Source organism: Micromonospora sp. NPDC048947, from assembly GCF_040649495.1.
GTDB classification, from domain to species: Bacteria; Actinomycetota; Actinomycetes; order Mycobacteriales; family Micromonosporaceae; genus Micromonospora; species Micromonospora alfalfae.
Genome location: NZ_JBEZFO010000010.1, coordinates 88383 through 112629, shown reverse-complemented (window position 1 = coordinate 112629; position 24247 = coordinate 88383). Strand labels below are relative to the sequence as shown.

At 70.0% G+C, this 24247-nt stretch carries 28 protein-coding genes and 1 pseudogene; 17 read left to right on the top strand and 12 right to left on the bottom strand.

Going from position 1 to position 24247, the window contains the following annotated elements; genetic code table 11:
* Positions 1-1341, top strand: coding sequence for an NAD(P)-binding domain-containing protein (locus AB0B98_RS16635; protein ID WP_357363491.1), 1341 nt, complete (start codon positions 1-3; stop codon positions 1339-1341).
* Positions 1338-2165, top strand: a complete 828-nt coding sequence (locus AB0B98_RS16630; RefSeq protein ID WP_357363489.1) for an SDR family NAD(P)-dependent oxidoreductase — start codon at positions 1338-1340, stop codon at positions 2163-2165. Before AB0B98_RS16635 ends, AB0B98_RS16630 begins: the two co-directional genes overlap by 4 nt.
* Positions 2166-2174: 9 nt before the next feature.
* Here AB0B98_RS16630 and AB0B98_RS16625 read toward each other — a convergent pair whose 3' ends face one another.
* Positions 2175-2825: a LysE family translocator gene (locus AB0B98_RS16625; protein ID WP_238669864.1), complete on the bottom strand. Its 651-nt coding sequence runs from the start codon at positions 2823-2825 to the stop codon at positions 2175-2177.
* Between the two features lie 229 nt (positions 2826-3054).
* Here AB0B98_RS16625 and AB0B98_RS16620 point away from each other — a divergent pair, with 229 nt between their 5' ends.
* Both AB0B98_RS16620 and AB0B98_RS16615 read left to right on the top strand, forming a co-directional pair.
* A complete protein-coding gene (locus AB0B98_RS16620; protein WP_357363487.1) occupies positions 3055-3543 on the top strand; it encodes a DUF1992 domain-containing protein in 489 nt (162 codons plus the stop codon).
* 32 nt (positions 3544-3575) lie between these two features.
* Positions 3576-4115 (top strand): GNAT family N-acetyltransferase, encoded by a 540-nt coding sequence (locus tag AB0B98_RS16615; RefSeq protein ID WP_357363485.1) that lies wholly within the window; start codon positions 3576-3578, stop codon positions 4113-4115.
* Positions 4116-4118: 3 nt separating this feature from the next.
* Here the strand turns inward: AB0B98_RS16615 and AB0B98_RS16610 are convergent, their stop codons facing one another.
* Positions 4119-4694: a maleylpyruvate isomerase N-terminal domain-containing protein gene (locus AB0B98_RS16610; protein ID WP_357363483.1), complete on the bottom strand. Its 576-nt coding sequence runs from the start codon at positions 4692-4694 to the stop codon at positions 4119-4121.
* A gap of 103 nt (positions 4695-4797) precedes the next feature.
* Here AB0B98_RS16610 and AB0B98_RS16605 point away from each other — a divergent pair, with 103 nt between their 5' ends.
* Positions 4798-5781 carry a helix-turn-helix domain-containing protein gene (locus AB0B98_RS16605; protein WP_357363482.1) on the top strand — a complete coding sequence of 328 codons (984 nt, stop codon included), beginning with the start codon at positions 4798-4800 and terminating at the stop codon, positions 5779-5781.
* 12 nt (positions 5782-5793) lie between these two features.
* Here the strand turns inward: AB0B98_RS16605 and AB0B98_RS16600 are convergent, their stop codons facing one another.
* On the bottom strand, positions 5794-6270 hold the full coding sequence (locus AB0B98_RS16600) for a hypothetical protein (protein ID WP_357363480.1): 477 nt from the start codon (positions 6268-6270) through the stop codon (positions 5794-5796).
* Positions 6271-6418: 148 nt separating this feature from the next.
* Between AB0B98_RS16600 and AB0B98_RS16595 the strand changes: the two genes are divergently transcribed.
* The 3 genes from AB0B98_RS16595 to AB0B98_RS16585 are packed head-to-tail and all read left to right on the top strand — an operon-like array spanning position 6419 to position 8948.
* Positions 6419-7360 (top strand): ABC transporter ATP-binding protein, encoded by a 942-nt coding sequence (locus AB0B98_RS16595; protein WP_357363658.1) that lies wholly within the window; start codon positions 6419-6421, stop codon positions 7358-7360.
* Positions 7361-7375: 15 nt separating this feature from the next.
* Entirely contained in the window at positions 7376-8134 is a 759-nt protein-coding gene (locus AB0B98_RS16590) for an ABC transporter permease (protein ID WP_357363478.1), read from the top strand.
* Positions 8135-8165: 31 nt separating this feature from the next.
* A complete protein-coding gene (locus tag AB0B98_RS16585; RefSeq protein ID WP_357363476.1) occupies positions 8166-8948 on the top strand; it encodes an ABC transporter permease in 783 nt (260 codons plus the stop codon).
* Between the two features lie 33 nt (positions 8949-8981).
* On the opposite strand, the gene AB0B98_RS16580 is transcribed toward AB0B98_RS16585, so the two are convergent.
* Positions 8982-9845: an NAD(P)H-binding protein gene (locus AB0B98_RS16580; protein ID WP_357363474.1), complete on the bottom strand. Its 864-nt coding sequence runs from the start codon at positions 9843-9845 to the stop codon at positions 8982-8984.
* An 86-nt stretch (positions 9846-9931) separates the two neighbouring features.
* Here AB0B98_RS16580 and AB0B98_RS16575 point away from each other — a divergent pair, with 86 nt between their 5' ends.
* Together AB0B98_RS16575 and rox are read left to right on the top strand one after the other, a co-directional pair.
* A complete protein-coding gene (locus AB0B98_RS16575) occupies positions 9932-10645 on the top strand; it encodes a TetR/AcrR family transcriptional regulator (protein ID WP_357363472.1) in 714 nt (237 codons plus the stop codon).
* 196 nt (positions 10646-10841) lie between these two features.
* Positions 10842-12383: a rifampin monooxygenase gene (gene rox, locus AB0B98_RS16570; RefSeq protein ID WP_357363470.1), complete on the top strand. Its 1542-nt coding sequence runs from the start codon at positions 10842-10844 to the stop codon at positions 12381-12383.
* A gap of 205 nt (positions 12384-12588) precedes the next feature.
* Here rox and AB0B98_RS16565 read toward each other — a convergent pair whose 3' ends face one another.
* Positions 12589-13377, bottom strand: a complete 789-nt coding sequence (locus tag AB0B98_RS16565) for a nucleotidyltransferase domain-containing protein (RefSeq protein WP_357363468.1) — start codon at positions 13375-13377, stop codon at positions 12589-12591.
* 212 nt (positions 13378-13589) lie between these two features.
* On the opposite strand from AB0B98_RS16565, the gene AB0B98_RS16560 reads away from it, so the two are divergent.
* From AB0B98_RS16560 to AB0B98_RS16545, 4 genes and pseudogenes are all read left to right on the top strand, one after another.
* Entirely contained in the window at positions 13590-15491 is a 1902-nt protein-coding gene (locus AB0B98_RS16560; RefSeq protein ID WP_357363466.1) for a prolyl oligopeptidase family serine peptidase, read from the top strand.
* 155 nt (positions 15492-15646) lie between these two features.
* Positions 15647-16042, top strand: a pseudogene (locus AB0B98_RS16555) (ArsR family transcriptional regulator); the annotation flags it as partial.
* An 85-nt stretch (positions 16043-16127) separates the two neighbouring features.
* Entirely contained in the window at positions 16128-16415 is a 288-nt protein-coding gene (locus tag AB0B98_RS16550) for a hypothetical protein (protein WP_357363656.1), read from the top strand.
* The gene (locus AB0B98_RS16545) at positions 16412-16813 is read left to right on the top strand and encodes a VOC family protein (protein WP_357363654.1); all 402 of its coding nucleotides are present in this window, start codon (positions 16412-16414) and stop codon (positions 16811-16813) included. The genes AB0B98_RS16550 and AB0B98_RS16545 overlap by 4 nt, the downstream gene beginning before the upstream one ends.
* Positions 16814-16950: 137 nt before the next feature.
* On the opposite strand, the gene AB0B98_RS16540 is transcribed toward AB0B98_RS16545, so the two are convergent.
* The 3 genes from AB0B98_RS16540 to AB0B98_RS16530 all read right to left on the bottom strand — a co-directional run bounded on the left by AB0B98_RS16540 (position 16951) and on the right by AB0B98_RS16530 (position 19044).
* The gene (locus AB0B98_RS16540; protein ID WP_357363464.1) at positions 16951-17736 is read right to left on the bottom strand and encodes an aminoglycoside phosphotransferase family protein; all 786 of its coding nucleotides are present in this window, start codon (positions 17734-17736) and stop codon (positions 16951-16953) included.
* A 308-nt stretch (positions 17737-18044) separates the two neighbouring features.
* Positions 18045-18569, bottom strand: a complete 525-nt coding sequence (locus AB0B98_RS16535) for a hypothetical protein (protein ID WP_357363462.1) — start codon at positions 18567-18569, stop codon at positions 18045-18047.
* Between the two features lie 13 nt (positions 18570-18582).
* A complete protein-coding gene (locus tag AB0B98_RS16530) occupies positions 18583-19044 on the bottom strand; it encodes an HNH endonuclease (protein WP_357282556.1) in 462 nt (153 codons plus the stop codon).
* 124 nt (positions 19045-19168) lie between these two features.
* Between AB0B98_RS16530 and AB0B98_RS16525 the strand changes: the two genes are divergently transcribed.
* The gene (locus AB0B98_RS16525; RefSeq protein ID WP_357363460.1) at positions 19169-19561 is read left to right on the top strand and encodes a hypothetical protein; all 393 of its coding nucleotides are present in this window, start codon (positions 19169-19171) and stop codon (positions 19559-19561) included.
* A 75-nt stretch (positions 19562-19636) separates the two neighbouring features.
* On the opposite strand, the gene AB0B98_RS16520 is transcribed toward AB0B98_RS16525, so the two are convergent.
* The 4 genes from AB0B98_RS16520 to AB0B98_RS16505 all read right to left on the bottom strand — a co-directional run bounded on the left by AB0B98_RS16520 (position 19637) and on the right by AB0B98_RS16505 (position 22255).
* Positions 19637-20197 (bottom strand): dihydrofolate reductase family protein, encoded by a 561-nt coding sequence (locus AB0B98_RS16520; protein ID WP_357363458.1) that lies wholly within the window; start codon positions 20195-20197, stop codon positions 19637-19639.
* A 4-nt stretch (positions 20198-20201) separates the two neighbouring features.
* On the bottom strand, positions 20202-20690 hold the full coding sequence (locus tag AB0B98_RS16515; RefSeq protein WP_357363456.1) for an SRPBCC domain-containing protein: 489 nt from the start codon (positions 20688-20690) through the stop codon (positions 20202-20204).
* The gene (locus AB0B98_RS16510) at positions 20690-21100 is read right to left on the bottom strand and encodes a metalloregulator ArsR/SmtB family transcription factor (protein ID WP_357363454.1); all 411 of its coding nucleotides are present in this window, start codon (positions 21098-21100) and stop codon (positions 20690-20692) included. Before AB0B98_RS16510 ends, AB0B98_RS16515 begins: the two co-directional genes overlap by 1 nt.
* A gap of 225 nt (positions 21101-21325) precedes the next feature.
* Positions 21326-22255 carry a LysR family transcriptional regulator gene (locus AB0B98_RS16505; protein ID WP_357363452.1) on the bottom strand — a complete coding sequence of 310 codons (930 nt, stop codon included), beginning with the start codon at positions 22253-22255 and terminating at the stop codon, positions 21326-21328.
* A gap of 128 nt (positions 22256-22383) precedes the next feature.
* Between AB0B98_RS16505 and AB0B98_RS16500 the strand changes: the two genes are divergently transcribed.
* Entirely contained in the window at positions 22384-23637 is a 1254-nt protein-coding gene (locus tag AB0B98_RS16500; protein ID WP_357363450.1) for an MFS transporter, read from the top strand.
* Complete coding sequence (locus tag AB0B98_RS16495) at positions 23637-24221, top strand: GNAT family N-acetyltransferase (RefSeq protein WP_357363448.1); 585 nt, start codon at positions 23637-23639, stop codon at positions 24219-24221. The genes AB0B98_RS16500 and AB0B98_RS16495 overlap by 1 nt, the downstream gene beginning before the upstream one ends.
* Positions 24222-24247 lie beyond the last annotated feature (26 nt).

Genomic DNA, 24247 nt, shown 5'->3' with positions numbered 1-24247 from the left:
ATGGGCGTACCACAGCGGGTGGCGGTGATCGGGGCTGGCGCCGCCGGCCTCGCCGCGATCAAGGCACTACGCGACGCCGACGTGCCAACTGTGGCCTTCGAGGCCGCCGAACAGGTCGGCGGCCTCTGGGTGTACGGGGCGCCCGACTCGCCCGCGTACCGCACGCTGCACCTCAACACCAGCCGTGGTCGCACCCAGTTCGCCGACCACCCGATGCCCACCGACTGGCCCGACTACCCCGACCACCGTCGTGTCGCCGGTTACCTCGCCGACTACGCCACGCGTTTCGGGCTGGCCGACACCATCCGGCTGCGCCACACCGTCGAGCGGGTCACCCAGCACCCCAACGGCACCTGGACGGTGACCGCCAGCGGCCCGAGCGGCCCGGTCGAGGTCACCGTCGACGCGGTGGTCGTCGCCAACGGGCACAACCGGGTGCCCCGGCTGCCCGACCCCGGCTACCCCGGCACCTGTACGGCCGAGCAGATCCACAGCCACGACTACCGGGGCCCGGAACAGTTGACCGGCAGGCGGGTCCTGGTCGTCGGCGGCGGCAACTCCGCGATGGACATTGCCGTCGACGCGTCGTACGCCGCCACCCGCACCCTGCTGTCGCTGCGCCGGGGCGTCTGGGTGGTGCCGAAGTACCTGCTGGGTCGCCCCTCGGACACCCTCAACGGGGCGTTGGCCCGCCGGCTGCCGTGGCGTCTGCGTCAACGCATCAGCCAGACGATGCTGAGCGCCACCGTCGGCAACCCCACCCGTTACGGGCTACCCGCGCCGACGCACGGCTTCCTACAGGACCACCCGACGCTCTCCGACGGGTTGCTGTCGCGGCTGACCCACGGTGACGTCGAGGCCCGACCCGGCGTCGCCGCCCTCGACGGCGACCGGGTGGAGTTCACCGACGGCCGCAGCGACAGCGTCGATCTGATCATCTGGTGCACCGGTTACCGGGTGGACGTCCCGTTCCTCGACCCGGCGCTGCTCGCCGGGGGCGCCGACACCCTGCCGTTGTACCGGCACGTGTTCCACCCCGACGCCCCAGGGCTGAGCTTCGTCGGGTTGATGCAGTCCACCGGTTCCGCGTTTCCCCTGGTCGAGGCGCAGGCCAAGCTGATCGCGGCGCACCTCGCCGGCCGGTACGCGCTGCCCGACCCGGAGCGACAGCGCGCCGCCTGCCGGGCCGAACTGCGGGCCGCGACCGCCCGCTGGGGTCAGCGCCGCCCGGCGATGCGGGTGGACTTCGACGTCTACCTGGCCGAGTTGGCCCGGGAGTTGACCGCCGGAGCCCGCCGCGCCCGCTCCGGTGCGGCGCCCTCGATGGGGGCACCCCGGTGAGCGGCCGATCAGTGGCCGGTCGGCGGGTGCTGGTCACCGGGGCGAGCGGGACCTTCGGCCGCCACCTCGGCGCCGCGCTGAGCGCGGCCGGCGCCCGAGTGGTGGGGCTCGACCTGCACGCCCGTCCCGACGACGACGACGTGCCGGTGCTGGGCTGCGACCTGACCGACCCCGACGCCGTACCGGTGGCGGTTCGGGCCGCCGTCGACCGGCTCGGCGGGCTCGACTTGCTGATCAACAACGCCGGGGTCGGTGGTCCAGCGCCGGCCGAGTTGCCGCCCGACGAGGTGGTTCGCCGGCAACTGGAGGTCAACCTCCTCGCCGCCTGGCGCACCACCGCCGCCGCGCTGCCGCCGTTGGTCACCGCACGCGGACGGGTGATCTTCGTGGCCAGCCGGATGGCGGTGTTGCCGCTGCCGCTCGCCGCCGCCTACGGGGTGAGTAAACGGGCGGTGGTCGCCTACGCCGACGCGCTGCGCCACGAGGTGGGCACCCACGTCGGTATCAGCGTCGTCTACCCGAGCATGGTCGCCTCCCCGATCCACGACAGCACCGCCGAGGCCGGGCTTTCCCTGCGGGGGGTGTCGCGCCCCGAGCCCGTCGAAGGGGTGGTCGCGGCGATCCTGCGGACCGCCACCGCCCGGCGGGCGCCCCGAGACGTGGCGACCACCGCCCGCGGCCGGCTGGAGATGGCCGTCGGCCGGCATGCGCCCGCGTTGGCCGACCGGCTGGTACGCCGTACCCTCGCCGCCCGGCTCGCCGCCGGTGACCTGGACGCGGCGCCGCTGGCCGCCGGGATGCTCGACCGCCACCGGGGCCGCTGACCGCCCGGGTCAGGGCGTGGCGACCGCCGCGCGCGAGCGGTCGGCGGCGATGCGCACGGCCAGCGCCGCGAGCGCGGTGCCGGTCACCCACCGCTGCACCCGCAACCACACCGGTCGGCGGGCGAAGAACCCGGCCAGCGAGCCGGCGCTGAGCACGATCAGCGCGTTCACGCTCAGCGCCACGACGATCTGGGTCAGACCGAGCAGCAGGCTCTGCGTGGCCAGGTGCCCCCGCGTCGGGTCGATGAACTGCGGGAGCAGCGACACGTAGAGGATCGCGATCTTCGGGTTCAGCAGATTGGTGATCAGGCCCATGGTGAACAGCCGCCGGGGCCGGTCCGGCGGCAGCGGCGCGGGCCGGAACGGCGAGTGCCCACCCGGGCGCAGCGTCCGCCAGGCCAGCCAGAGCAGGTAGCCGGCACCGGCCAGCTTCACCACCGCGTACAGCGTCGGCACCAGGACGAAGACGGTGGCCAGCCCGGCGACCGCCGCCGCCAGGTAGACGCCGAAGCCGGCGGCCACCCCGAGCAGTGAGACCAACCCGGCACGACGGCCCTGCGCCACGGAGCGCGATACCAGATAGACCATGTTCGGGCCGGGCGTGAGCACCAGCCCCAACGCCACCAGCGCGATGCCCAGCAGTGCACCAGTACCCACCACGACGCTTCCCCCGTTCGGTAGTCCTCACACCGACCGTAATCGGGATGAACATCCCACCCCAGGGCCACCTGGCAGGCCGTGGCCTGCGATCCGGGGTGATCCACTCGCGTTCGGTGCAACGGCAGCGGCACCGGCGGGAATGCTCACCGTGGCGGACGCGCTGACCCCTGGCAAGTGCGTGTCGCCGGCCGGAGGCGGCGCGTTACGGTGGCCAGGGAGGTGCCGCACGGTGACCGAGGCGTGGGAAGCGTCAGTGGAGGCGAAGATCCAGGATGCCGTTCAGCGCGGCGAGTTCGACGCCCTGCCCGGCATGGGCAAGCCGATCCCCGGTCGGGGGGCACCGTACGACGAGGCGTGGTGGATCAAGAGCTTCCTGGAGCGCGAGGCACTCCCCAGCGACCTGCTCCTGCCCACGTCGCTGCAACTGCGCCGACGCATCGAGCAGGTCCCCGACGAGGTCCGTGACCTGCCCACCGAGCAGTCCGTCCGCGACTTCGTGGGGCAGCTGAACGTGCAGATCGTGTCGTGGCTGCGCTTCCCCGACGACGGCCCCCGGGTCGCGGTGCGCCCGGTGAACACCGAGGACGTGGTGCGCCGCTGGCGCGCCGAACGGGCCCGCCCCAAGCTCACCTCGACCGTCACCGAACCGGCGACCGTCGTGAAGCCGTCGCGCCCGCGCCGCACCTGGTGGCAGCTGTGGCGCCGCCGTCGGGGCTGACTCCCCGGCCATGACCACGGCAGACTGTGCCGATGCTGATCGAATCGCGGACGCCCGACACACCATCGACGCCGGGTGTCGCACTGCGTCAGTGGTGCGCCGACGACCTGGATGAGCTGGTGCAGGCGTACCGGGATCCGGTCCTGCGCCGCTGGACCAGAGCCCCGGTGACCACCGCCGCCGAGGCCCGACGGTGGCTGGAAGGCGCACTGCGCGACTGGGCCGACGGCCGCCGGTACACCTTCGCCGTCATCGAAGAGCAGACCGACGGCGACCGGCTGGTGGGCAACGTGGTGCTCAAGGGGCTCACGCCGGAGCGCCCGGCCCCGGAGGTCGGCTACTGGACGGCGTCGTGGGCACGCGGTCGCGGCGTCGCCCCGCGCGCGGTCACCGCGCTGAGCCGCTGGGCGTTCGACCGGTTCCCCGAGGTGGCCCGCCTCGACCTGCTGCACCAGGTGGACAACGTCGCGTCCTGCCGGGTGGCGCAGAAGTGCGGCTTCGCGTTCCAGGAGGTGTTGCCGGCCCGGCCGCCCTTCCCTCTCGACGGCCACCGGCACTCGCTGCACGCCTAGTCGTCAGTCCACCCTGGCGTGCCAACTCCAGGACGTGCGCCGGTCCCGACCCGGCAGCTCACCGCGCCCGGTCAACCAGAGCAGCACCTCGGGTACCGCCCCAGGCGGGGCATCCGGGAAGAGTCGGTGCAGCACCAGCGCGCTCAACCGCTGCGGCGGCTGCCACCGCACACCGAGGCCGAGGGTGATGTCGTACGTGTGCAGCAGGGTCTCCGCCACACCCATGGCGGCGAACCCGGTCGGATCGCACGGGCCCCAGTGCCAGGCGCGCGTGTCAGACGGGGCCGCGTCGACGGCGGCGGCGAGCAGACCGGCGCAGGCCCGCACCACTGTGAGCACCTGCGTCGGGCTCGCCTCGGGTGAGACCCGCAGGTCGTACGGGAGATAGCCGTCATCCGGGCGGCCGGTGACCTGCCCCGCGTACGCGAGGAGGTCGTGCGCGACGTGCGCCGCGGTGGTCCAGCAGCTCCAGCTCAGCGAGCCGGCCGGCACCGACCAGTCGCGTTCCCGGTGTGGCAGCAGCACCCGGGTCATCTCCTCGGCCGCCTCCCGCACGTCGGCGCCGGTCACCGCCGACATTCGCCAACCCACCGGGCAGCACCGGGCGTGGGAATCTCGTCGTGGGTGATGGGCATCGAGGCATGCAAGAATCCATCCTCGCATGTGGGGGGAGGCGAGCGGAATGTTGCCCAACATGGTGGTGGACACGACTGTGTTGCCCCCGGCGGACCGCTTCGCGTTCTGGTATGCCCTGGTCGCCCAGGAGACGGCGCCAGCGCACATCAGCAGCGGCCACCTGGACAACTTCGTGGCCTACGCGCAGGCCATCGATCTCGGCCGCATTCGGATGACCTCGCTGCGCTACCCGTCGCTGGACTCGATCCGGCCGACGAGACTGGTCCGCCGCGCCGAGGGGGATGTGTATCAACTCGCGCTCCCACTGACGGGACGCAGCACGTTGATCCAGGACCGCACCGAGTCCACGCTGGAAGCCGCCAACCAGTTCACGCTGTTGGACACCGCGCGGCCGCACGTCGCCCGGCACTACGCGGACGGCCCTGGACTCGCCACCACGATCACCGTGCAGATACCGCACGCGGCGCTGCCACTGGCCTCGGACCGGCTCCGCCGCCTACTGGCCACGCCGATTCCGTCGCATCTGGGCGTCGGCGGGCTGTTGGTCCACCACCTGCGCAGCATCGCGGCACACCCGGAGCAGTTCGAACCGGCCCAGGCCGAGATCCTGGGCGGGGTGGCGGTGGACCTGCTCACTGCCGCGCTCGCTCAGTACCTCGACATCGAGGACACCCTGTCACCGGAGGCGCGGCACACCGCACTGCGGGCCCGGATCGTCGATTTCATCGACCGCCACCTCGACAGCGACGAACTCAGCCCTCGCAGCGTCGCCGCCGCCCACCACATCTCGCCGCGGTCGCTGCACCGCCTGTTCGAGGCGGAGGCGACGACCGTTGCCGAACTCATCCGCACCAAGCGCCTGGAGCAGTGCCGGCGTGATCTCGGCAACCCGCTGCTGCGGCAGCCGATCCACACCATCGCCGCCCGTTGGGGTTTTCCGGACAAGGCCCACTTCAGCCGCCTCTTCCGTGCCCACTATGGACGTTCGCCGCAGGAGTACCGCGCGGGCGTCGCACGCCAGGGTCGGTGACCCGACCGACCGCTACCGTCGGCGGTCGGTCGGATCGTCCTCGACGAAGTCCCGGACCGCGGCGCGGATGCTCTCGCCGTACGGGTCGTCCGGTAGCAGCAGCAGGTGTTCGCGGGCTCGGGCGAGGTGCTCCCGGGCCGCACCGACGTTGCCCAGGCGGCGGTGGCAGTCGGCCAGGTTGAGGTACAGCGACGGCAGGAACGCCTGGACCTGGAGCGAGGACAGATACCGCTGGGCGCGTTCGTCGGTCAGGTCGGACACGGCGGTCAGGGCACGTTCGTCCCAGGTCAGCTCCGCCTCGGTGCTGTCCTGAAGGTCGGCGAGGTAATGCGCCAGGGTGCAGCGGTGCAGGGCGTCGCCGGTGGGGCCGAGTTCGTCCCACAAGGCGGTGAGCAGCTCACGCGCCCGGTCAGGCGCGCCGCTCTGGCCGAGCTGCACGGCCTCGATGATGCGGGTCATTGTGCTGTCGGCGGTCGCGTGGTCGGTCATGTCGCCAATGGTTGGGCCTCAACCCGGTCGAGGGTCAAATCCGGAAGGAGTCGAGAAATTACATAGCTCTGCTCAGATCTTGCACTCCACTGTTGATTTTCTCTAGGCTGCCGTGGTGAGCGAACATTCGCTGGTCGAAGCGAGAGATCTGACGAAGGTTTATCCAGCACGTGGGTCCACTGCGGAGTTCCGCGCTGTCGACGGCATCGACTTCGCCCTCGAACGAGGCGAGTCCTTCGGGCTTCTCGGCCCCAACGGCGCCGGCAAGTCCACCACCATGCGGATGATCGCCGCCACGTCGCCGATCAGCGGCGGCAGCCTGCGCGTACTGGGCATGGACCCGATGAGGCAGGGGCCGGAGATCCGCGCCCGGCTGGGCGTCGTCACGCAGGACGACCACCTGGACAACGAGCTCACCGTGCGGGAGAACCTGCACATCTACGGGCGTTACTTCGGCCTGTCGCGGGCCGTCATCCGGGACCGGGCGACCCGACTGCTCGACTTCGCCCAACTTCAGGAGAAGGCCGGCGACCAGGTCGAGACGCTCTCCGGCGGCATGCGGCGGCGGCTGACCATCGCCCGCTCCCTGATCAACGAACCGGACATCCTGCTGCTCGACGAGCCGACCACCGGCCTCGACCCGCAGGCCCGACACATCCTGTGGGACCGGCTCTTCCAGCTCAAACAGCAGGGCGTCACGCTCATCCTCACCACGCACTACATGGACGAGGCCGAGCAGCTCTGCGACCGGCTCATCGTGGTCGACCACGGCCGCATCGTCGCGCAGGGCTCACCCCGGGAACTGATCACCAGGTACGCCACCCGGGAGGTTCTCGAACTCCGCTTCCGCCTCGACGAACGCGACACGGCGGCGCAGAAGCTCCGGACATCGATGCTGGCCACCGGAGGCAACGACACCGAGGACCGCGTCGAACTGCTCCCCGACCGGGTGCTCGTCTACACCGTCGACGGCGAGGCCGCCCTCGCCGCTGTGCACGCCATGTCGCTCACGCCGCTCACCGCGCTGGTCCGCCGCGCGACGTTGGAGGACGTGTTCCTCAAGCTCACCGGCCGATCGCTCATCGAGTAGCAGGGGAGACCACTGATGTTTCGGGTGTTCGGGTACTGGTTGACGCGTTACCGACGTACCTGGCGTGGCTCGATTGTGATCAACGTGCTGAACCCGTTGCTGTTCCTCATCGGCATCGGCGCCGGGCTGGGCGCCCTGGTCGACGACAACGCGCCAACCCAGATCGTCGGCGTCTCGTACGCGGCGTTCTTCGCCCCGGGCATGCTGGCCGCCGCCGCGATGCAGAACGCGTTCCTGGAAGGGTCCGGGGGTGTCGCCCGGGCTGCCGGTTTCGGCGCGTACCGCAGCGCCACACCGACACCGTTGAGGCCGGAGCAGCTCGCCGCCGGGCACCTGCTGTTCATCACCTTCCGGGTGCTCATCGCCAGCGGCGCCTTCATCGTGGTGATGGCCGCGTTCGGGTTGATCGGGGGATGGTGGGCCCTCGGCGCCCTGCTCGGCGCGACGCTGACCGGGGTCGCGTTCGCGGCACCCGCCGCCGCGTGGGCGGTCAGCGTACGCAAACTGCGCCACATCGACACGGTGTTCCGCTTCGTCATCATGCCGCTCTACATGTTCTCCGGCACGTTCTTCGCGGTCTCGCAGCTACCCGAGTGGATCCGACCGGTGTCCTACCTGCTGCCGCTGTGGCACGGGGTGGAGCTGTGCCGCACTCTCAGCCTCGGCACCGCGACGATCGCCGGCAGCTCCGTGCACATCGCCTACTTGCTGGTGCTCGCCATCGGCGGCTTCCTGGTCGCCCGGGTCACCTACCGCCGACGGTTGCACCCGTGACGGCCCATGCCCAGAGCCCCGTGGAGGCACCTTGACCACCGTCGCCGTACCCGCCTGGACGAGACGCCGGGCCCTGGCGCTCATCGAACGCAACTTCATGATCTACCGCCGGTCGGTCACGCCGCTGCTCAACGCGCTCGTCGAACCGATCCTGTACCTGCTGTCGATCGGCGTCGGCGTCGGGATGCTCGTCGGCACGGTCCCCGGCGTCGATGTCCCGTACGCCGCCTACGTGGCCCCGGCGATCCTGGCCACCACCGCGATGAACACGGCGTTCAACCAGACGAGCTTCGGTGTGTTCATCCGGATGAGGGTCGAGAAGACCTACGAGGCGATCCTGCCGACACCGCTCTCCGTCACCGACATCGCCGTCGGCGAGGTGACCAGCGCGATGATCAACGGGCTGCTGACGTCGATCGGTTTCCTCACCCTGATGGCCGTCGGTGGGCTGGTCACCTCGGCCTGGGTGTTGCTGGCCCTGCCGGCGTCGCTGCTGATCTCGTACGCGTTCGCCGCCGCTGGGCTGGCCGTCACGACGTACCTGCGCGACTTCCCCGACTTCCAGTACATCCAGCTCTTCATGCTGCCGATGTACCTGTTCGCGACGACGTTCTATCCAATGTCGGTCTACCCGGAGGCGGTGCGACCCCTGATCCAGGCGCTGCCGCTCTACCACAGCATCGAGCTGGTCCGGGAACCCGCGCTGGGCCACCTCGGCTGGGAGCTGCTGATCCCGGTGGCCTACCTCATCGCGTTCGGCTCGGCCGCGATGTACGTCGCCATCCGTCGGATGACCCGGGCGATGCTGCGCTGACGACCCCCTGGGCCGGGACGGGTCCTCGGCCCCTCATCGTTGGGCGACGATGGTCTCGAGCACCGCGCGAACCGGGGTCGGGCGGTGGCCGATGGCTGTCTCCAGCGTCGGATCGGTTACGGCGAACTCCTTTGCGCGCGCCGCGCGGTACATGCCGAGAGTGAAGTCGGCCGCCGCCGCGGGCATGCCTCGGGCGATGGCGGATGCCCGCCACTCGTCGTCATCCGCGACGACACGTTCGACGGTACGGCCCGTGATGTCGCTGAGGATGGCGGCCACCGCTTCGAGGTCGAGCATCTCCGGCGCGGTCAGCGGAGCCGTGACCCCGTCGAGTACGCCGTCCTCGGTGAGGGCGACGGCTGCGGCCTCGGCCAGGTCGGCATGTGCGGTCCAGGACACCGGGCCGTCCGCCGGCGCCACGAGTTGACCGGTCTCCAGCGCCGTGCCGATGGAGAGGCTGAGTGTGCTTGCGTAGAACCCGTTGCGCAGGGCGGTGAAGGGAACCCCCAACCCGGCCAGGTGCTCCTCGGCCGCGGCGTGGGTGGGCTGGGCGGCGAAGAGCGAGTCCCGGGAGGCGGCCTGGTGACTGGTGTACAGGATTCGGCTCGCTCCCGCGGCGCGGGCGGCGTCGATGGCGGCGCGGTTCGCGGCGATCGCGGCGTGGCCGCGGATGGAGGCGGACACGACGAGAACCTTGTCGGCGCCCGCGAAGGCGTGCTCCAGGGTGGCCGGGTCGGTGAAGTCTCCGGCGCGCACCCGGACCCCACGCTCCGCGAGGCCGGCGGCCCTGTCGACGTCGCGCACGCTCACGCCCACGGCGTCGGGTGGTAGCCGGTCGAGCAGCCGGTCGACGATCTGGGACCCGAGCTGACCAGTGGCACCGGTGACGACGAACATGATGAACACTCCCTTGTTATCGGCGTTACGGCCTGAACGTTAGCATCGATATTTCAGAGATAACAAGGCGCTGTTAGCATTGGTCCATGGTGACGACGCAGGACACCCGCGACGACGTCCGTGCGGGCATCGTCGCGGCGGCGACCCAACTGCTGCGCGACAAGGGCGCGAACGCGGTCACGACGCGCGCCGTCGCCCAGGCCGCCGGTGTGCAGGCGCCCACCATCTATCGCCTGTTCGGCGACAAGGACGGTCTCATCGACGCCGTCGCCGAGCACGTCATGGCCAGCTACGTCAGCGGTAAATCGGTCGCAGCGGACGTCGAGACGGGCGATCCGGTCGCGGGCCTGCGCTCCGGATGGCGCGCGCACGTGGAGTTCGGCCTGACAAACCCCGAGCTGTACGCGCTGATCGCCGCCCGGGGGAGCGGCGCACCCTCGCCGGCGACTGTCGCCGGCCTCGACGTGCTCCGCCGCCGCGTCCGGCGACTCGCCGCGGCCGGCCTGCTCCGGGTCGACGAGCAGCGTGCGCTCCTGATGATCCACTCGGCGGGCAACGGCACCATCCTCACCCTGCTGGGAATGCCCGCCGACCAGCGCGACCTCGGTCTGGGCGAGGCCATGCTCGATGCCGTGCTCACCAGCATCCTGACGACGACTCCGGCGACCCCCGACACCACCGCGAACGCTGTCGCGGTGACCTTCGCGACGGTGCTGCCCGACCTCCCGGGGCTCACCGACGCCGAACGCGCGCTGATGGCCGAGTGGCTGCACCGATCACTGACCCACGCGGCACCATGATCACCTGGCGGAGAAACAAGTCGACGGGATCGCGCCGGGGGAGATAGGTTGCAGGTGACCGCGACACGGCCCGAGGAGGTGAGACCCATGAACGTTGTAGCGATGTGGGTGCTCCCCCTGCCGTCCCGGTCGGGCGATTGACGTAGGTGTCGCCGGGAGCGCCCTGCCAACACGGCACTCCCGAAAGGCAACACCTATGCACTCTGCGCACTTCACCGCCGAGCCGTCGTCGACCGATCCGGTCGAGCGCGACTCCACAGTGAGCGATGTCAGCCCCGCTCCGTCGGACCCGCACACCGATCGCGCGCCCGGCAGATACGACGTGATCATCGCCGGCTGTGGGCCGACCGGCGCGATGCTCGCCGCCGAACTGCGACTACACGACGTACGGGTCCTCGTTCTGGAGAAGGAGACCGAGCCGGTGTCGGCCGTGCGCATCGTCGGCCTGCACATCCGCAGTCTCGAGCTGATGGCGATGCGCGGGCTGCTGGAACGCATCCTCCCGCACGGGCGGCAGCGTCCGGCCAGCGCCTACTTCGCCGCCATCGCCAAGGCCGCGCCCCGCGGCCTGGATTCCCGGTACGCCTACCTGCTGGGTATCCCGCAGCCCGTCATCGAACGTCTACTCGAGGAACACGCCATCGAACTGGGTGCGCAGGTCCGGCGTGGTTGCGCCGTCACCGGCCTCGCGCAGGACGACGAGGGCGTCACCGTCGAGTTGGCCGACGGGGAACAGCTGCGCTCGCGCTACCTCGTCGGCTGTGACGGCGGGCGCAGCACGGTGCGCAAACTGCTCGGCGTCGGGTTCCCCGGCGAGCCCGCACGGACCGAGAGCCTGATGGGCGAGATGGAAGCGGGCGTGCCGCCGGAGGAGATCGCCGCCAAGGTCGCCGAGATCCGCGAAACCCACCAACGATTCTGGCTCCGGCCGGCAGGCGCTGACGTCTACAGCGTCCTGGTGCCCGCGGCCGGCGTCAGTGATCGCGCCGAACCGCCCACCCTCGATGATTTCAAGCGCCAGTTGCGCGCCATCGCCGGGACCGACTTCGGCGTGCACTCGCCGCGCTGGTTGTCCCGCTTCGGCGATGCGACCCGACTGGCCGACCATTATCGGGTCGGGCGAGTGCTGCTGGCCGGCGACGCGGCGCACATCCATCCGCCCATCGGCGGACAGGGCCTCAACCTCGGCGTTCAGGACGCAGTCAACCTCGGCTGGAAACTCGCCGCGCGGATCCGTGGTTGGGCGCCGCAGGCCCTGCTGGACACCTACCAGGCCGAACGCCGGCCGGTCGCCGCTGAGGTGCTGGACAACACCCGAGCCCAGACGGAGCTGTTGTCCACCGAACCGGGCGCACAGGCCCTGCGCAGGCTGCTCACCGAGCTGATGGACTTCGACGAGGTGAACCTGCATCTGTTGAAGAAGATCACCGCAATCGGTATCCGCTACGACTTCGGCGCTGGGCCCGACCTACTCGGTCGACGGCTGCCTGACGTCGCTGTGAAACAGGGCCACCTCTACGGTCTGCTGCACCGTGGACGCGGTCTGCTGCTGGATCGCACCGAACGCCTGACCGTCGGCGGCTGGTCAGAGCGGGTCGATCACCTGGCGGATGCCACCGCTGAGCTGGACGTCTCCTGTGTCCTGTTGCGCCCCGACGGGCACATCGCCTGGGTCGGTGATGATCAGCAGGACCTGGACGAGCACCTCTCCCGCTGGTTCGGCGAGCCCGTCCACTGATCTCAGGCCGGCGACCCGGTGCGGAACGGGTCGCGGTCTTCCCCCGTCCGGGCTTTCGGCTACGGCCCGGACGGGGGGAGACCTCGCTGCCGCCCGACACCTGGTGAGCTTCACCGCTCACCACAAGGTCGAGGTAATCGCTGCTGACCGTGCTCCACCGACGGCTTGCGGTGCCGCAGCGCATGGGACGTGCGCGGTCGAAGTCTCAGTGTTCCTGAGGCAACTCGGTCTGTGGCCTGCTGCTTCGTGGCTGCCGATCGATCGCGGTGAGTTCGCTGAGAATCGGGTGCAGCCGATCGGCCAGGGCCGGGTCCGTGCGGGTGAGTTCCGCGGTCAGGGCCGTTGCGGCGGCCGCGAGCGCACGGCGTAACTCGGTCTCATCAGTGGAACGGACCAGGGTCGTTTCGAGCGGGCCGGTGATGTCGGGGGGTAGTAGGTGAGCGCCTTTGGCGTAGCTGGTGGGGTGGCCCAGTCGCTGGCAGGCGAGTGCGATTGTCTGGGCGCGCATGGCGCTGATCCAGTGCTCCGCCTGCCAGTGTCTGCCTCGTTCGATGCTGATCCGTGCGTGCAGCGCGTGGTGCCATGCCAGGCCGGCCGTGCCGTCGTGACCGCTCGGCGCGGAGGCCCGGGGTGGCGTGGCTCGCCCGAATATGAGTCGCCAACTCGGGCCTCGCGGCCCGAACTCGACTTCCGGGCTGAACGAGAGGTCGACTTCCAGGCAATGAGGCAGCAGGAACACCCGGTAGATCGCCGACCCGGACGTCAGATCCCAGTGGTGGACCGCCGCGAAGTCCTGATACATCTGCTGCGTCCATCGACCCATGACGGCGTCGAGCGGGTCGCTGACCCCGAAGGCCAGATCGATGTCCGACCAGCGATCCTCATCGTTCGTGGCATGCGACCCGGTGATCGCGGCGGCGACGACACCCGGGTCCTGTTCCGCCAGATGCAGCAGCCGGCGCTGGATCAGGTCGCGTTCCTCTACTGAGAACATCGGGTCACGCTGGTCCGACACCAACGTGCCCCGGCTGCGGGATACGTCCGGCAGAGCCGGCGGCGAGCCGTTCTCGCTCTCGCCATGGCTGGCAGGTCGCGTGCGTCCATGACGACATCATGCCTCGCCACTCGCAAGCGAAAATCGTCAGTGCGTCGAACCAGCGAAGGATCCGGCGCATGGTGTTCTGTGCCTGCTGGCAGACTCGTCGCATGAGAGGTCTGACCGCCGAGCTCGTGGTCGATGGCTGTGCTCCGCAGACCCCGGCGCTCGCCCCGAACGGGCGCCTGCTCTGCTACGTCCTCACCCCCACCAGCCGCACCGGTGACCACCTCGACACCGAACTCTGGCTCGTACACACCGATGGCGCCGTCGGGCCGCGCCGGGCGACCGCCGACACCGCAACCGAATCCCTGCCACGCTGGTCGGCCGACTCGGAGGCGCTGTTCTTCCTGTCCGACAGCGCCGACCGCGGTACCCCGCAACTGCACAGGCTCACCGCCGCCGACGGCACGATGACCACGTTGACCAGCTGGCCCGCCGGCGTCATCGATCACCTGCCGCTCATCGACCCCAACCTTGTCGCGCTGCTCGCCGAGGACGAACCCACCGAGCAGGACGCGCGCCGCGCCCGGGACCGCGACGACGTCATTGTCGTCGGCGAGCGCGAACCACGTGCCCGGTTGCGCCTGCTCGACCTGCGCACCGGCCGGGTCGCCACCCCGCAGGTGTTCGCTGACCGGCACGTGGTGGAAATGCGGCAACGTCCCGACGGCGGCCCACTTGCCGTGCTGACCTGGGCCAGCGCCGACAACGACCACGGCCCGCGCACCGGCCGACTGCACCTGTTCGATCCCACCACCGGGACTGCCGAGGACCTCGGACCGGTCGAGGTCGACGCACGATCGCTGGCCTGGTGGCCGGGCGAGGACGGTTGGCACCTCGGTTACCTCGCGCTCACCCCACCGGTGCTGCAGGCCGGCACCGCCGTGTTCGATCTGGCCATGCGCAGCCGTGTCCTGCGCAACCGCACCGCTGGACTCTCGATGTGCCCCACCGAACTCTGCCAGACCGGTGCAGCCCCGCTGGTGGTGTTCGCCGACGGCCTGAACACGACAGTGGCCCGGCTCGACCCCGCCGACCTCACGACCCTGTCGCACCACCCGGGACGCCTCGACAACCTCACCGCCACCCCCGCCGGCGACGAGATCGCGGTGCTGACCGGCACCCGCTATCAGCCCCCGAACGTTCACATCGGAGCGCCAACCGGGCCGCTGCGAAGAATCACCAACACCCGGCCCGAACTGGACGACGTCGTACTCGGCACGCAACAACCACTGGCCTACCGCGCCGCCGACGGCCTCGACCTGGACGGCCTGCTCGTCCTGCCGGTCGGCAGGACCGCATCGGAGGGTCCGTTCCCGCTGGTCACGATCGTGCACGGAGGCCCCTACGATCGCTACGCCGATCGTTGCCAGTTGTTCTGGTTCCCGAGCGCGCAGTGGTTGGCCACCGCCGGCTACGCGGTGTTGTTACCCAACCCGCGCGGCGGCCAGGGCCATGGCCACCAGTTCGCCGCCAGCGTCGCCGGCCAGGTCGGCCAGCAGGAGTGGACCGACATCCTGACCGGCATCGACCTGCTCATCGCCGAGGGCATCGCCGACCCCGACCGGCTGGGCATCGCCGGCTGGAGCCACGGCGGCTTCATGTCCGCCTGGGCCATCGGCCAGACCGATCGCTTCCGCGCCGCGCTGGTCGGCGCGGGCATCGTCGACTGGGGCATGCTCGCCGCGACGGGGGAGAACGGCCAGTTCGAGGCCGCGCTCGGTGGCAGCACCGGCTGGTCCGGCATCGGACCCCACCCACATGACGCGGTCAGCCCAATTTCCTTCGCCAGCAACATCCGCACTCCAGTGCTCATCCTGCACGGCGCCGAGGACACCAACGTCCCCCTCGGACAGGCCGTGTACCTGCACCGGGCGCTGCGGCACTTCGACGTCGAACACGAGTTCGTGATCTACCCGAGAGAGGGCCACTCGATCCGGGAGCGCAACCACCAACTGGACCTCCTGCGCCGGACCCGCGCCTGGTTTGATCGCTGGCTCCAGACGTGACCTGAGCTGACTGTGCGGCTGGACGGGCTGTACGCCACCGGCGCCGCAAGGTCCGAGCCGTGCAGGGGCGCCGCAGAAGGTGGAGTTCTGTCACCTGGTCGGCACGCCCGTCGAGATCCCAACCGATCAAACGGGCTTGATGTATCTTCGGGGTCATGGGGCCACCAAGTCACACCGCGCCGCCATTCGTCCGGCTGGCCGCACACCCACTGCGCTGGCACATGCTGACCGAACTCGCCCGTAGTGACCTGCGGGTCCGCGAATTGGCCAGCCTCCTGGCCCAGCCGCAGAACCTGGTCTCCTACCACCTGCGACTGCTGCGCGACGGCGGCCTGGTCACCGCCACCCGCAGCAGCTTCGACGGCCGCGACAGCTACTACCACCTCGACCTCGACCGCTGCGCCCACGCGCTGGCGGGCACCGGCACCGCGCTGCACCCCGCCCTGCAGTTGGGCGGGACTCCACCGGCCCCACCGATCCACCCGCCGCGAACCGTGCTGTTCGTGTGCACGGGCAACAGCGCACGTTCCCCCATCGCCGAAGCCCAGCTCCGACGCCACAGCGCCGGGCACGTGCAGGTGACCAGCGCCGGAACCCGCCCCCCGGCCGCAACTACACCCCCATGCGGTACGGGCGCTGCGCGAGAACTTCGGCGTCGACGTCGCGGACCGGCGCCCGCAGCACCTCGACACGCTCACCGGCCGCCGCTTCGACTACGTGATCACCCTGTGCGACAAGGCCCGAGAAGTCTGCCCCGATTTCGGCAACCCGGACGGCAAGCTGCACTGGAGCATTCCCGACCCCGCCGTGGCCGGCACCGGGAACGACTACCCCGCCTTCCTGCAGGTTACGGCCGACATCGACACCCGCGTGCGGCATCTGCTGCCCGTCCTCGTCACCGAACCCGAGGAGACCAGACCGTGAGCACAGCCGAGCAATACGTCAGCGTCCGTTACCTCGTCGACGATGTGCACGCCGCCGTCGAGTTCTACACCGCCCACCTCGGTTTTCACCTGAAGACCAGCGCCGCCCCCGCCTTCGCCGACGTGGTCCGCGGCCCGCTACGACTGCTGCTGTCCGGACCCGCCAGCTCCGGCGCCCGCGCCACCCCGAACGACGCCAGCAGCCCCGGTCGCAACCGCATCCACCTCATCGTCGACGACCTGGACGCCGAGATCGACAGGCTCCGCGACGCCGGCCTGGCGTTCCGCAGCGAACTGGTCTCCGGTCCGGGTGGCCGTCAGATCCTGCTCGCCGACCCCGCCGGCAACCTCGTCGAACTTTTCCAACCCGCCGGCCAGGCCAGCCCCGTCAACATCTGAGCCCAGTCGCACTTCGCCACTGCGCCAAGGCAAAGCCGATGTTCCTCAGCGCCGACTCGGCCGCAGCCCAGCCGCTCATGCGCGGGATCTAGCGCATTCAACGCACGCCGTGTGGGACCAATCGGGGCGCTGGTGGCCTAGGCGACATCCCGGCCCAACTGATCGGCGTGCGCGGTGATCCACCTCGCGTCGCGCCGGTAGAGCCCGACGTGACTGCGAATGTTCTCCTGTCCCTGATCAGCCCGCGCCTTGGTGAAGGCGGCGAGGTCGTGTAGTCGATGGACTGCGACCTGGAGGATGTGAGCAGGGTCCTGCCCCGAGCCATAGGCATCGCAGAGCATGCGCAGCCGACGTGCCCGCTCGCCCAGATCACTGTCGATTGCGTCGCCGTTGTCGGGATGGGCCAGCGGCACCAGCCGGTAGGCAAGGTAGGCAAGATCCCACGACCGGGGACCGGGCGAGGCCGTGTCCCAGTCGATGACTCCGGTGAGCCGCCGGTCGGTGAAGACCATGTTGTACGGCGCGAAGTCGTTGTGACAGATGACCTCAGCCGGTTGCCGTACCGGGAACTGCCAAACTCCGCCGACGCTGTCGAAGCTGGCGCTGGCCTGGTGAAGTTGTGCGAGGTGGACACCCGCATCGGTGAGGACGCCATCGCTCCAGATCCACTCCGGCAACGGGTACTGCGGCACGATGCCCGGCAGGTACGAGACGCTGTCTCGTCCTTGTTCATCCGTCCCGAGCGGTTGCGGAGCCCAGGTGACGCCACGCTCACGCAGATGTCGTAGCAGGCGTTGAACCGTCGAGCTCCATGCTCCGGCACCGCGCCGAACAGTGGCACCGACACGTGTTGCGCCCCCCATGTTGCCGCCGGGCAGCGCTTCCTCCTGCTCGCCGACCGCGTTCGCGCTGTGGTCATTCATGCCGACATCCTCAGCGTGTGGGTCCGGCAAAGCCACCACGTTCCCGAGGCGGGCTGGCGCGGGGGACCGAGGCCAGCGGAAACCGAATACTGGATTGTTGTTAACGATAATCCGATAATTACCTGGGACAAAGGGGACGATACGTACACGCACCATAATGACAGTTATGCTGCGTAAAGAATGAGGATGGTGTAGGTGGCCAAACGTGCCGCCCGTCGTGTCCCTACGGGACTTGATGGGTCACTTCAGTTGGCCACCCACAGAGGGTTGGCTCAATCGGGTCTCCGCATCGCCCTGCTCCTGATGCTTCAGACCGGGTTGCCATACCCGCCGGGTAGGACGCCGCAGTGTCGGCAGGCCCTTCCCGGCTGGGGGTTCTCGTCGCCGCAGACCAGGCATCGTCCGGCCGGGTCGCCCCCTGCGGCGTACGCATCGAGCACCCGCTCCACCACGATGGAGAGCTCCTCGGTGGGATGCTTCTGCGGATCGGGGCAGTAGGCGATGTCGTGGTGACCCCACGAGTCCCACGGATGCGGCGTCGTGGGGACTCGTCGGCCCTCCTGCTTCTGCAGTCGCCGCTGGGCCGCGAAGGCGACTGCCCTTGCCAGCACCAGAACGCGGGCTGTCTCGAGTTCACCGAGGGCCCGGACCAGCGACGGGGGATCGACCTCGATGTCGCCGGGGATGCGGTGCCGGGTCGCCAGGTGGTGCCAGGTGGCGTGGAAGCCGTACGGCGCGAAGTGGTAGAGACAGTCACGGAGATGCGACCGGCGCCGTCGAGGGCTGAGGCTGTCGTCACGCACCCGGCTGGCGGTCGCGGGGAAACTGGTCATCTCAGCACGATCGCTACGAGCGGCCGTACGCGGCGCGGGCCTGGGCTACCTCGGCGGCTTCGCGTTCACGCCAGCGGCGCTGGGCCTCCCGGTTGCAACTGCGACAGACCCGGCGGTACCGGCCGGTGGCCGGGTCGAGTTCGCGGTCGTGGCCGTTGCGGCACTGTGCCAACTGGTTGCGGCTGCGGCAGGCCTCGGCCCGGCTGAGCTGGCGCAGATGTGTCGGCTCGATGCAGTCGGCGACGCCGCAGGTCTGGTCGACGTCGAGGGCGGGGTCGTACCCGCCGACGAGGACGACGTACGCGGCGATGTGTGCCCACGCGCGACCGGCGACCTTCTGGTGCACCCCGCGTCGCCGGCCGTAACCTTCGATGACCAGGCAGCCGTTCTCGGTGCGGTGTGAGCGCTCCAGCAGGTGGGCGCGCAGCGACTCCTCGGTGTGGTAGCGGGACAGACCCTTCACGGCCGAGAGCACGGTGTCACCGTACCCACGTCGCGCAGCCTCGTCGAACGACGGCGGACACGCCGACGCGCCTGCTCGGCGAATGGTCGCGCTCCGGCCGTGCTGTCCGCACCCGAAGCTGCCGTAGCCTCGCCTGGTGGGTCTGCTGTTGGTGCTACGCGCTCCGCTGCCACGTCCGAAGAGCCTCCGTCGCGCGACCCGCGCGCAGCGGCGGGAACGCAAGCGCGCCGACGCCGACGAGTGGGCAGCGGCGCAGGAGCGCGGTTTGCTGCTCGACGTGCCGGTGGAGGAGTTGCTGCCGCTGCTGAACGCGGCCGGCGGTAACCGACTTCCGGTGTTGGGTCAGCTCCACCCGTGGTCGGACGGCGTACTCGTTCATGAGGATCTGCCGCAGCTCGCCGCTGACGTCGACCGCCTCGGGGCGGCGGCGGCCGACGACGCGGAACGTGGGCTGGTGGCGGCGCTGAAGGCGTTGTTGGCGCGGTGGCGTGACGAGCCCGGCCTGATGCTGCACTGGTACGGAGACTGACGGAGATGCGAAAGGTCGCACAGAACGAGCTGGCGTCACCGACATCCGTCGGGGTCGGTGACGCCGACGACCGTCTCAGGTGCGGATGCGGTAGTGCAGGGACGCCACACCGTTACTGAGTCGGCGGTTGCTCAGTAGTTCCAGCCCAACCCGGGTGGCGCTGGGCAGACCGGGCTTGCCTCCGCCGACGAGGATGGGGTGGATCAGCAGGTGGCACTCGTCGATCAGTCCGGCCTGGAATGCCTGCGCCGCGAGGTGCGCGCCGCCGATGGTGAGGTCACTGGTGGCCGATGCTTTCATGGCGCGTACCGAAGCGGGGTTGAAGCTCGTTTCGAGCCGGGTCCTGGCGGTCGAGGTCGCGTCCAGCGTGGTGGAGTAGACGACCTTGTCCGCTGTCTGCCAGACGTCGGCGAAGTCGGCGGTGAGCTTCGACTGTTCGGCCAGGGCGGGGTTGGTTTCCCAGAGGGACATCGCCTCGTACAGGCGTCGGCCGTAGAGGTAGGTGCCGATGGGCCGGAGCAGGTCGGTCATGAACGCGAGGTATTCGTCGTCGGGTGGGGTCCAGTCGAATCTGCCGTCTTCGTCCTCGATGTAACCGTCGAGGGACACGTTGGTCACATAGATCAGCTTGGCCATGGCGCTACACCTCGACATCGACGGCGACGGGATGGGCATTCCGCAGTGTGGCGTCCAGTTTGGAGAAGGCCTCGTCCCAGCCCTGGTTGGCGGGGCCAGCCACCCGCCCCGGGAGCCACTGACGGATCTCGAGGCGCGTTCGTCCATCGGCCTCGTCGTGGAACTCGACCCGCATCCGTGTCTCGTGCGGCTCAATGCCCTCCGGCAGCTGCCCGGTGACGTGCGCGACGCCGTCGAGCAGTTCGCCGTCCACGACATCGGTGAGGTCGATGCGGACCTCGACTCGAAGGCCGGGTTGGGTTGGGAAGACCTCGGTCCAGCGCTGGTGGCCGCCGGGCCGGATGTCGAACTCCATCTCGTCGCGGGGCAGTGAGTTGCCGATCGGTCCCCACCATGCGGCCAGGTGGTCGGGGTCGGTGAAGGCGCGGTAGACCAGCTCGCGTGGCGCGTCCACCACGCGTGAGATGACGATTGGCGGTTTGTCGCTGTCCATCAATTCTCCTTGTCGTGAGCCTTGCTCGGGGATTCCCGCTCGGGAAACGCCGGGCCGTGGGCCGTTCGGTCCGTTGGGCGGCCGGCTGCCTGCACGGCCGCGAGGTGGGCGTCGAGGCGGGTGAGGGACGTGTCCCAGAACCGCCGGTAGCGCTCGATCCACTCGGCCGCTTCGCGCAGCGGGGCGGCCTCGATGCGACTCATCCGCAACTTCCCCGACCGGGTGCGTGAGATGAGCCCGGCGCGCTCAAGCGCCTTGAGGTGCCGCGACACCGCCGGCATCGAGATCGGGAGGGGCGCGGTGAGCTCGGTGACCGTGGCGTCGCGGTCGGCCAGCTCGGCGAGGATCGCCCGTCGAGTCGGGTCGGCGAGGGCGGAGAACACCGCGCTGAGTTGATCGCTGCCTGACACCAGAGCCTCCAGTCACTTAACCAACACGTTAAATGTAGTGCCGGATGGACGCGTGTCAACACGCCGAGACATCGGGCGCGGACCATCGCGAGTACGGCGCATCGACCTGGCGCCCGGCGTCCGGTGGCGGTCATGGGGTGGCGGCGAAGGTCACCGAGCTGGTCCGGGTCAAGCCGGCGGGCCCGGCGTAGACCACCGGGTAGTCGCCGCCTACGCGCTTGCGCGCTAACCCCAGGGCGGCAGCCAGACCTCGATCTCGGGCGCCTGCACTCGCCGGGAGGCGAGGTAGTCGCGTAGTGCCCGCAGCCCGGGATGCGGGTTGTCGTCGCGCCAGATGAGTGACATGGGGTAGACCGGCGCCGGGTCGCGCACCGGTACGCGGCGCAGGTCGTAGCTGTCCGGCCACAGGTACCTGGTGCGTTCCCCGGCGAGGGTCGCCAGCTCCGCGGAGTCGGCGATCTCGGCCAGCAGGGCCTCGTTGCCGAAGACCGGCCCGACCAGATCGATGGTGAGACCGAAGGCGGCGGCCAGTTCGTCGTAGTAGGCGGCCCATTCGGTGCCGGGGGCCATGCCGGGCATCCAGATGCGGTGCTCGGCGAGTTGTGTGGGCGTGACGGTGCGGGCGTTGGCGAGCGCGTGGCGGGGGCCGACGAGCAATTCGTGGTGTTCGTCGATCACCCGCGTGGTTCTGATCGCGGCAGGAAGGTGACGCGCGGCGACGGTGACGGCATGGAAGGTGGCGTCGACAGTCCCCGCCTCGACGGCGGCCATCGCGGCGTGGACGTCGGCGTCGAGGGTGACGACGTCCAGCTCGATGCGGGGATGGGCGCGGTGGAAGTCCTGCAACAGCACCGCTGGTGCGATCCGTCGGCTGTGCACGTCGACGCGCAGTGCCCGCCGGTTGGGGCGTACGGAGGCGTCGGCGCGCGCCTCGGCTCGCAGCAGTTCACGGGCGTGCGGCAGGAAGGTCTGGCCGTCGACTGTGAGGTGGGTGCCGCGCGCCGTGCGGGTGAACAGCCGTACCCCGAGGTCTTTCTCCAGAGCGGCGATGCGCTTGGAGACGGCCTGCTGGGTGATCGACAGTGTCACGGCGGCGTCCTGGAACTGGCCGGCGTCGACGGCGGCGACGAAGGTGCGGACGGCGTCGAGATTCACCTGACAAACCCTACTGACACAACCTTCGGTTGTGCGGCACCGCTCATCCGGTTGTTTGATCCATGGTCGCCCGCCTTGCTTTGATCCTGACGGTCAACGCTGAGTTGTCGGGAGCGGGAGGGGTGGGCTTGTCCACGAGACGATCCCTGGGGCGGCGGTTCGGCTGGTTGTGGGCGTCGTACGCGGTCAGCGCCTACGGTTCCGGGCTGGGCTTCGGGGCGTTGACGTTGATCGCCGTTCTGGTGTTGCAGGCCAGCCCCGCCCAGGTCTCGGTGTTGGCCGCGCTGGGGCCGGCGGTGGGCGCGCTGCTCGCGTTGCCACTCGGGCCGTGGGTGGAGTTCCACCGCAAGCGGCGGGTGATGATCGCGATGGACCTGGCCCGGTTCGCGGTCCTGCTGACGATCCCCGTCGCGTACGCGCTGGGCCGGCTCAGCTTCGGGCAGTTGCTTGTCGTCTCGGCCGTGGTCGCCACCGCCAAGATCGCCTTCAACGCGGCCAGCGGCGCCTTCCTCAAGGCCCTCGTGCGGCCGGACGACCTGCTGACGGCGAACGCGCGGTTCGAGTCGACGACCTGGAGCTCGATCGCGCTCGGGCCACCCCTGGGCGGCGCGGCGGTCGGCTTGTTCGGGCCGGTGGTCACCGTCGTGGCCGATGCGCTCAGTTATCTGCTCTCCGCGCTGGGCCTCACCGCCATTCGCGACCCCGAAGACCGCCCCCGGCGCACCGGCGCAGGCCGGGTACGGGCCGGTGAGCTGCTCGACGGCTGGCGGCATCTGCTGACCCACCCCGGTCTGCGGGCGCTCTACCTCAACCAGTTGCTGGTCGCTGGGCTGATCATGGCAACCGAGCCGCTGCTGGCCGTGCTCCTGCTCGGCGAGTTGGGCTTTCCGCCGTGGCAGTACGGCCTCGCCTTCGCCGTGCCCTGCGTCGGTGGCCTCATCGGGTCCCGCCTGGCCCGTCGGGTGGTGGCACGCTACGGCCACCATCGGATCATCCGCACCGTGGGCACGCTGCGCGCGCTCTGGCTGATCGGCCTCGCCTTCGTCCAGCCCGGCGTCGTCGGTCTCGCCACTGTTATCACCGTCGAGTTCGCGATCATCATCAGCATGAGTCTCTACAACCCGGTGCTCGCCACCTACCGCCTTCAACAGACTCCGAGGGATCGCATCGTCCGTACCCTGTCGGCCTGGTCGATCGGCAGCAGCGCGACCATCGCGTCCCTCAGCGCGCTCGGTGGGCTGCTCGCGCAGGCCACCAGCGCCCGCACGGCGATCGCGGTCGCCGGGCTGGTGATCCTCGCGAGCCCGCTGCTGCTGCCCCGCCGTCCGGACGCCGATCGGCCTGCACCGCAGCGCTCCGCGCGGGTCTCTACGATCGCGTGATGTTCCAGCCGACCTACCCGATCCGCACCGCACGGCTCGTCCTGCGCCCGGTCACGGTCGACGACCTCGACGACGTGTACGCGTTTCAGCACCGACCCGACGTGGTGCGCTGGATGCTCGGGGCGGGGCCGCGTACCCGTGAACAGTCCCTGGCGTCGGTGCTCGCCATGGCGGGCGAGGACGCGTGGCGCGCGGAGGGTGACTGCCTGACGGTGGCCGCGGTCACCGACGCCGGGGTGATCGGACTCGTGGAGCTGGTGTGGCGCAGCCAGCTCGACCGTACCGCCGAACTCGGGTTCGTCTTCCACCCCGACCACGGCGGTCGCGGGTTGGCCACGGAGTCCGCCACAGCGTTGCTGGCCTGGGGGTTTACCGAGTTCGGGCTGCACCGGGTCTACGGCCGGTGCCACGCCCGCAACGCCGCGTCGGCCCGGATGATGGCGCGACTCGGCATGCGGCAGGAGGCCCACCATGTCGAGAGTTACCTGTTCCGGGGGGAGTGGGCCGACCGGCTCGTCTTCGCGATCCTCGCGCACGAGTGGCGGGCCGCGACCGGCACGTCACAGGGTGGGATACGCCGGTAACCGGCCTTGCCCCGTACCCGCGCGTC

What these genes read in the sequence shown, in the direction of transcription:
- AB0B98_RS16635 (WP_357363491.1), top strand. Translation starts at nt 1, where the DNA reads ATGGGCGTACCACAGCGGGTGGCGGTGATCGGGGCTGGCGCCGCCGGC.
- AB0B98_RS16615 (WP_357363485.1), top strand. Translation starts at nt 3,576, where the DNA reads ATGCTGATCGAATCGCGGACGCCCGACACACCATCGACGCCGGGTGTC.
- AB0B98_RS16610 (WP_357363483.1), bottom strand. Translation starts at nt 4,694, where the DNA reads ATGTCGGCGGTGACCGGCGCCGACGTGCGGGAGGCGGCCGAGGAGATG.
- AB0B98_RS16605 (WP_357363482.1), top strand. Translation starts at nt 4,798, where the DNA reads ATGTTGCCCAACATGGTGGTGGACACGACTGTGTTGCCCCCGGCGGAC.
- AB0B98_RS16600 (WP_357363480.1), bottom strand. Translation starts at nt 6,270, where the DNA reads ATGACCGACCACGCGACCGCCGACAGCACAATGACCCGCATCATCGAG.
- AB0B98_RS16590 (WP_357363478.1), top strand. Translation starts at nt 7,376, where the DNA reads ATGTTTCGGGTGTTCGGGTACTGGTTGACGCGTTACCGACGTACCTGG.
- AB0B98_RS16580 (WP_357363474.1), bottom strand. Translation starts at nt 9,845, where the DNA reads ATGTTCGTCGTCACCGGTGCCACTGGTCAGCTCGGGTCCCAGATCGTC.
- AB0B98_RS16575 (WP_357363472.1), top strand. Translation starts at nt 9,932, where the DNA reads ATGGTGACGACGCAGGACACCCGCGACGACGTCCGTGCGGGCATCGTC.
- rox (WP_357363470.1), top strand. Translation starts at nt 10,842, where the DNA reads ATGCACTCTGCGCACTTCACCGCCGAGCCGTCGTCGACCGATCCGGTC.
- AB0B98_RS16565 (WP_357363468.1), bottom strand. Translation starts at nt 13,377, where the DNA reads ATGTTCTCAGTAGAGGAACGCGACCTGATCCAGCGCCGGCTGCTGCAT.
- AB0B98_RS16560 (WP_357363466.1), top strand. Translation starts at nt 13,590, where the DNA reads ATGAGAGGTCTGACCGCCGAGCTCGTGGTCGATGGCTGTGCTCCGCAG.
- AB0B98_RS16540 (WP_357363464.1), bottom strand. Translation starts at nt 17,736, where the DNA reads ATGAATGACCACAGCGCGAACGCGGTCGGCGAGCAGGAGGAAGCGCTG.
- AB0B98_RS16535 (WP_357363462.1), bottom strand. Translation starts at nt 18,569, where the DNA reads ATGACCAGTTTCCCCGCGACCGCCAGCCGGGTGCGTGACGACAGCCTC.
- AB0B98_RS16520 (WP_357363458.1), bottom strand. Translation starts at nt 20,197, where the DNA reads ATGGCCAAGCTGATCTATGTGACCAACGTGTCCCTCGACGGTTACATC.
- AB0B98_RS16515 (WP_357363456.1), bottom strand. Translation starts at nt 20,690, where the DNA reads ATGGACAGCGACAAACCGCCAATCGTCATCTCACGCGTGGTGGACGCG.
- AB0B98_RS16495 (WP_357363448.1), top strand. Translation starts at nt 23,637, where the DNA reads ATGTTCCAGCCGACCTACCCGATCCGCACCGCACGGCTCGTCCTGCGC.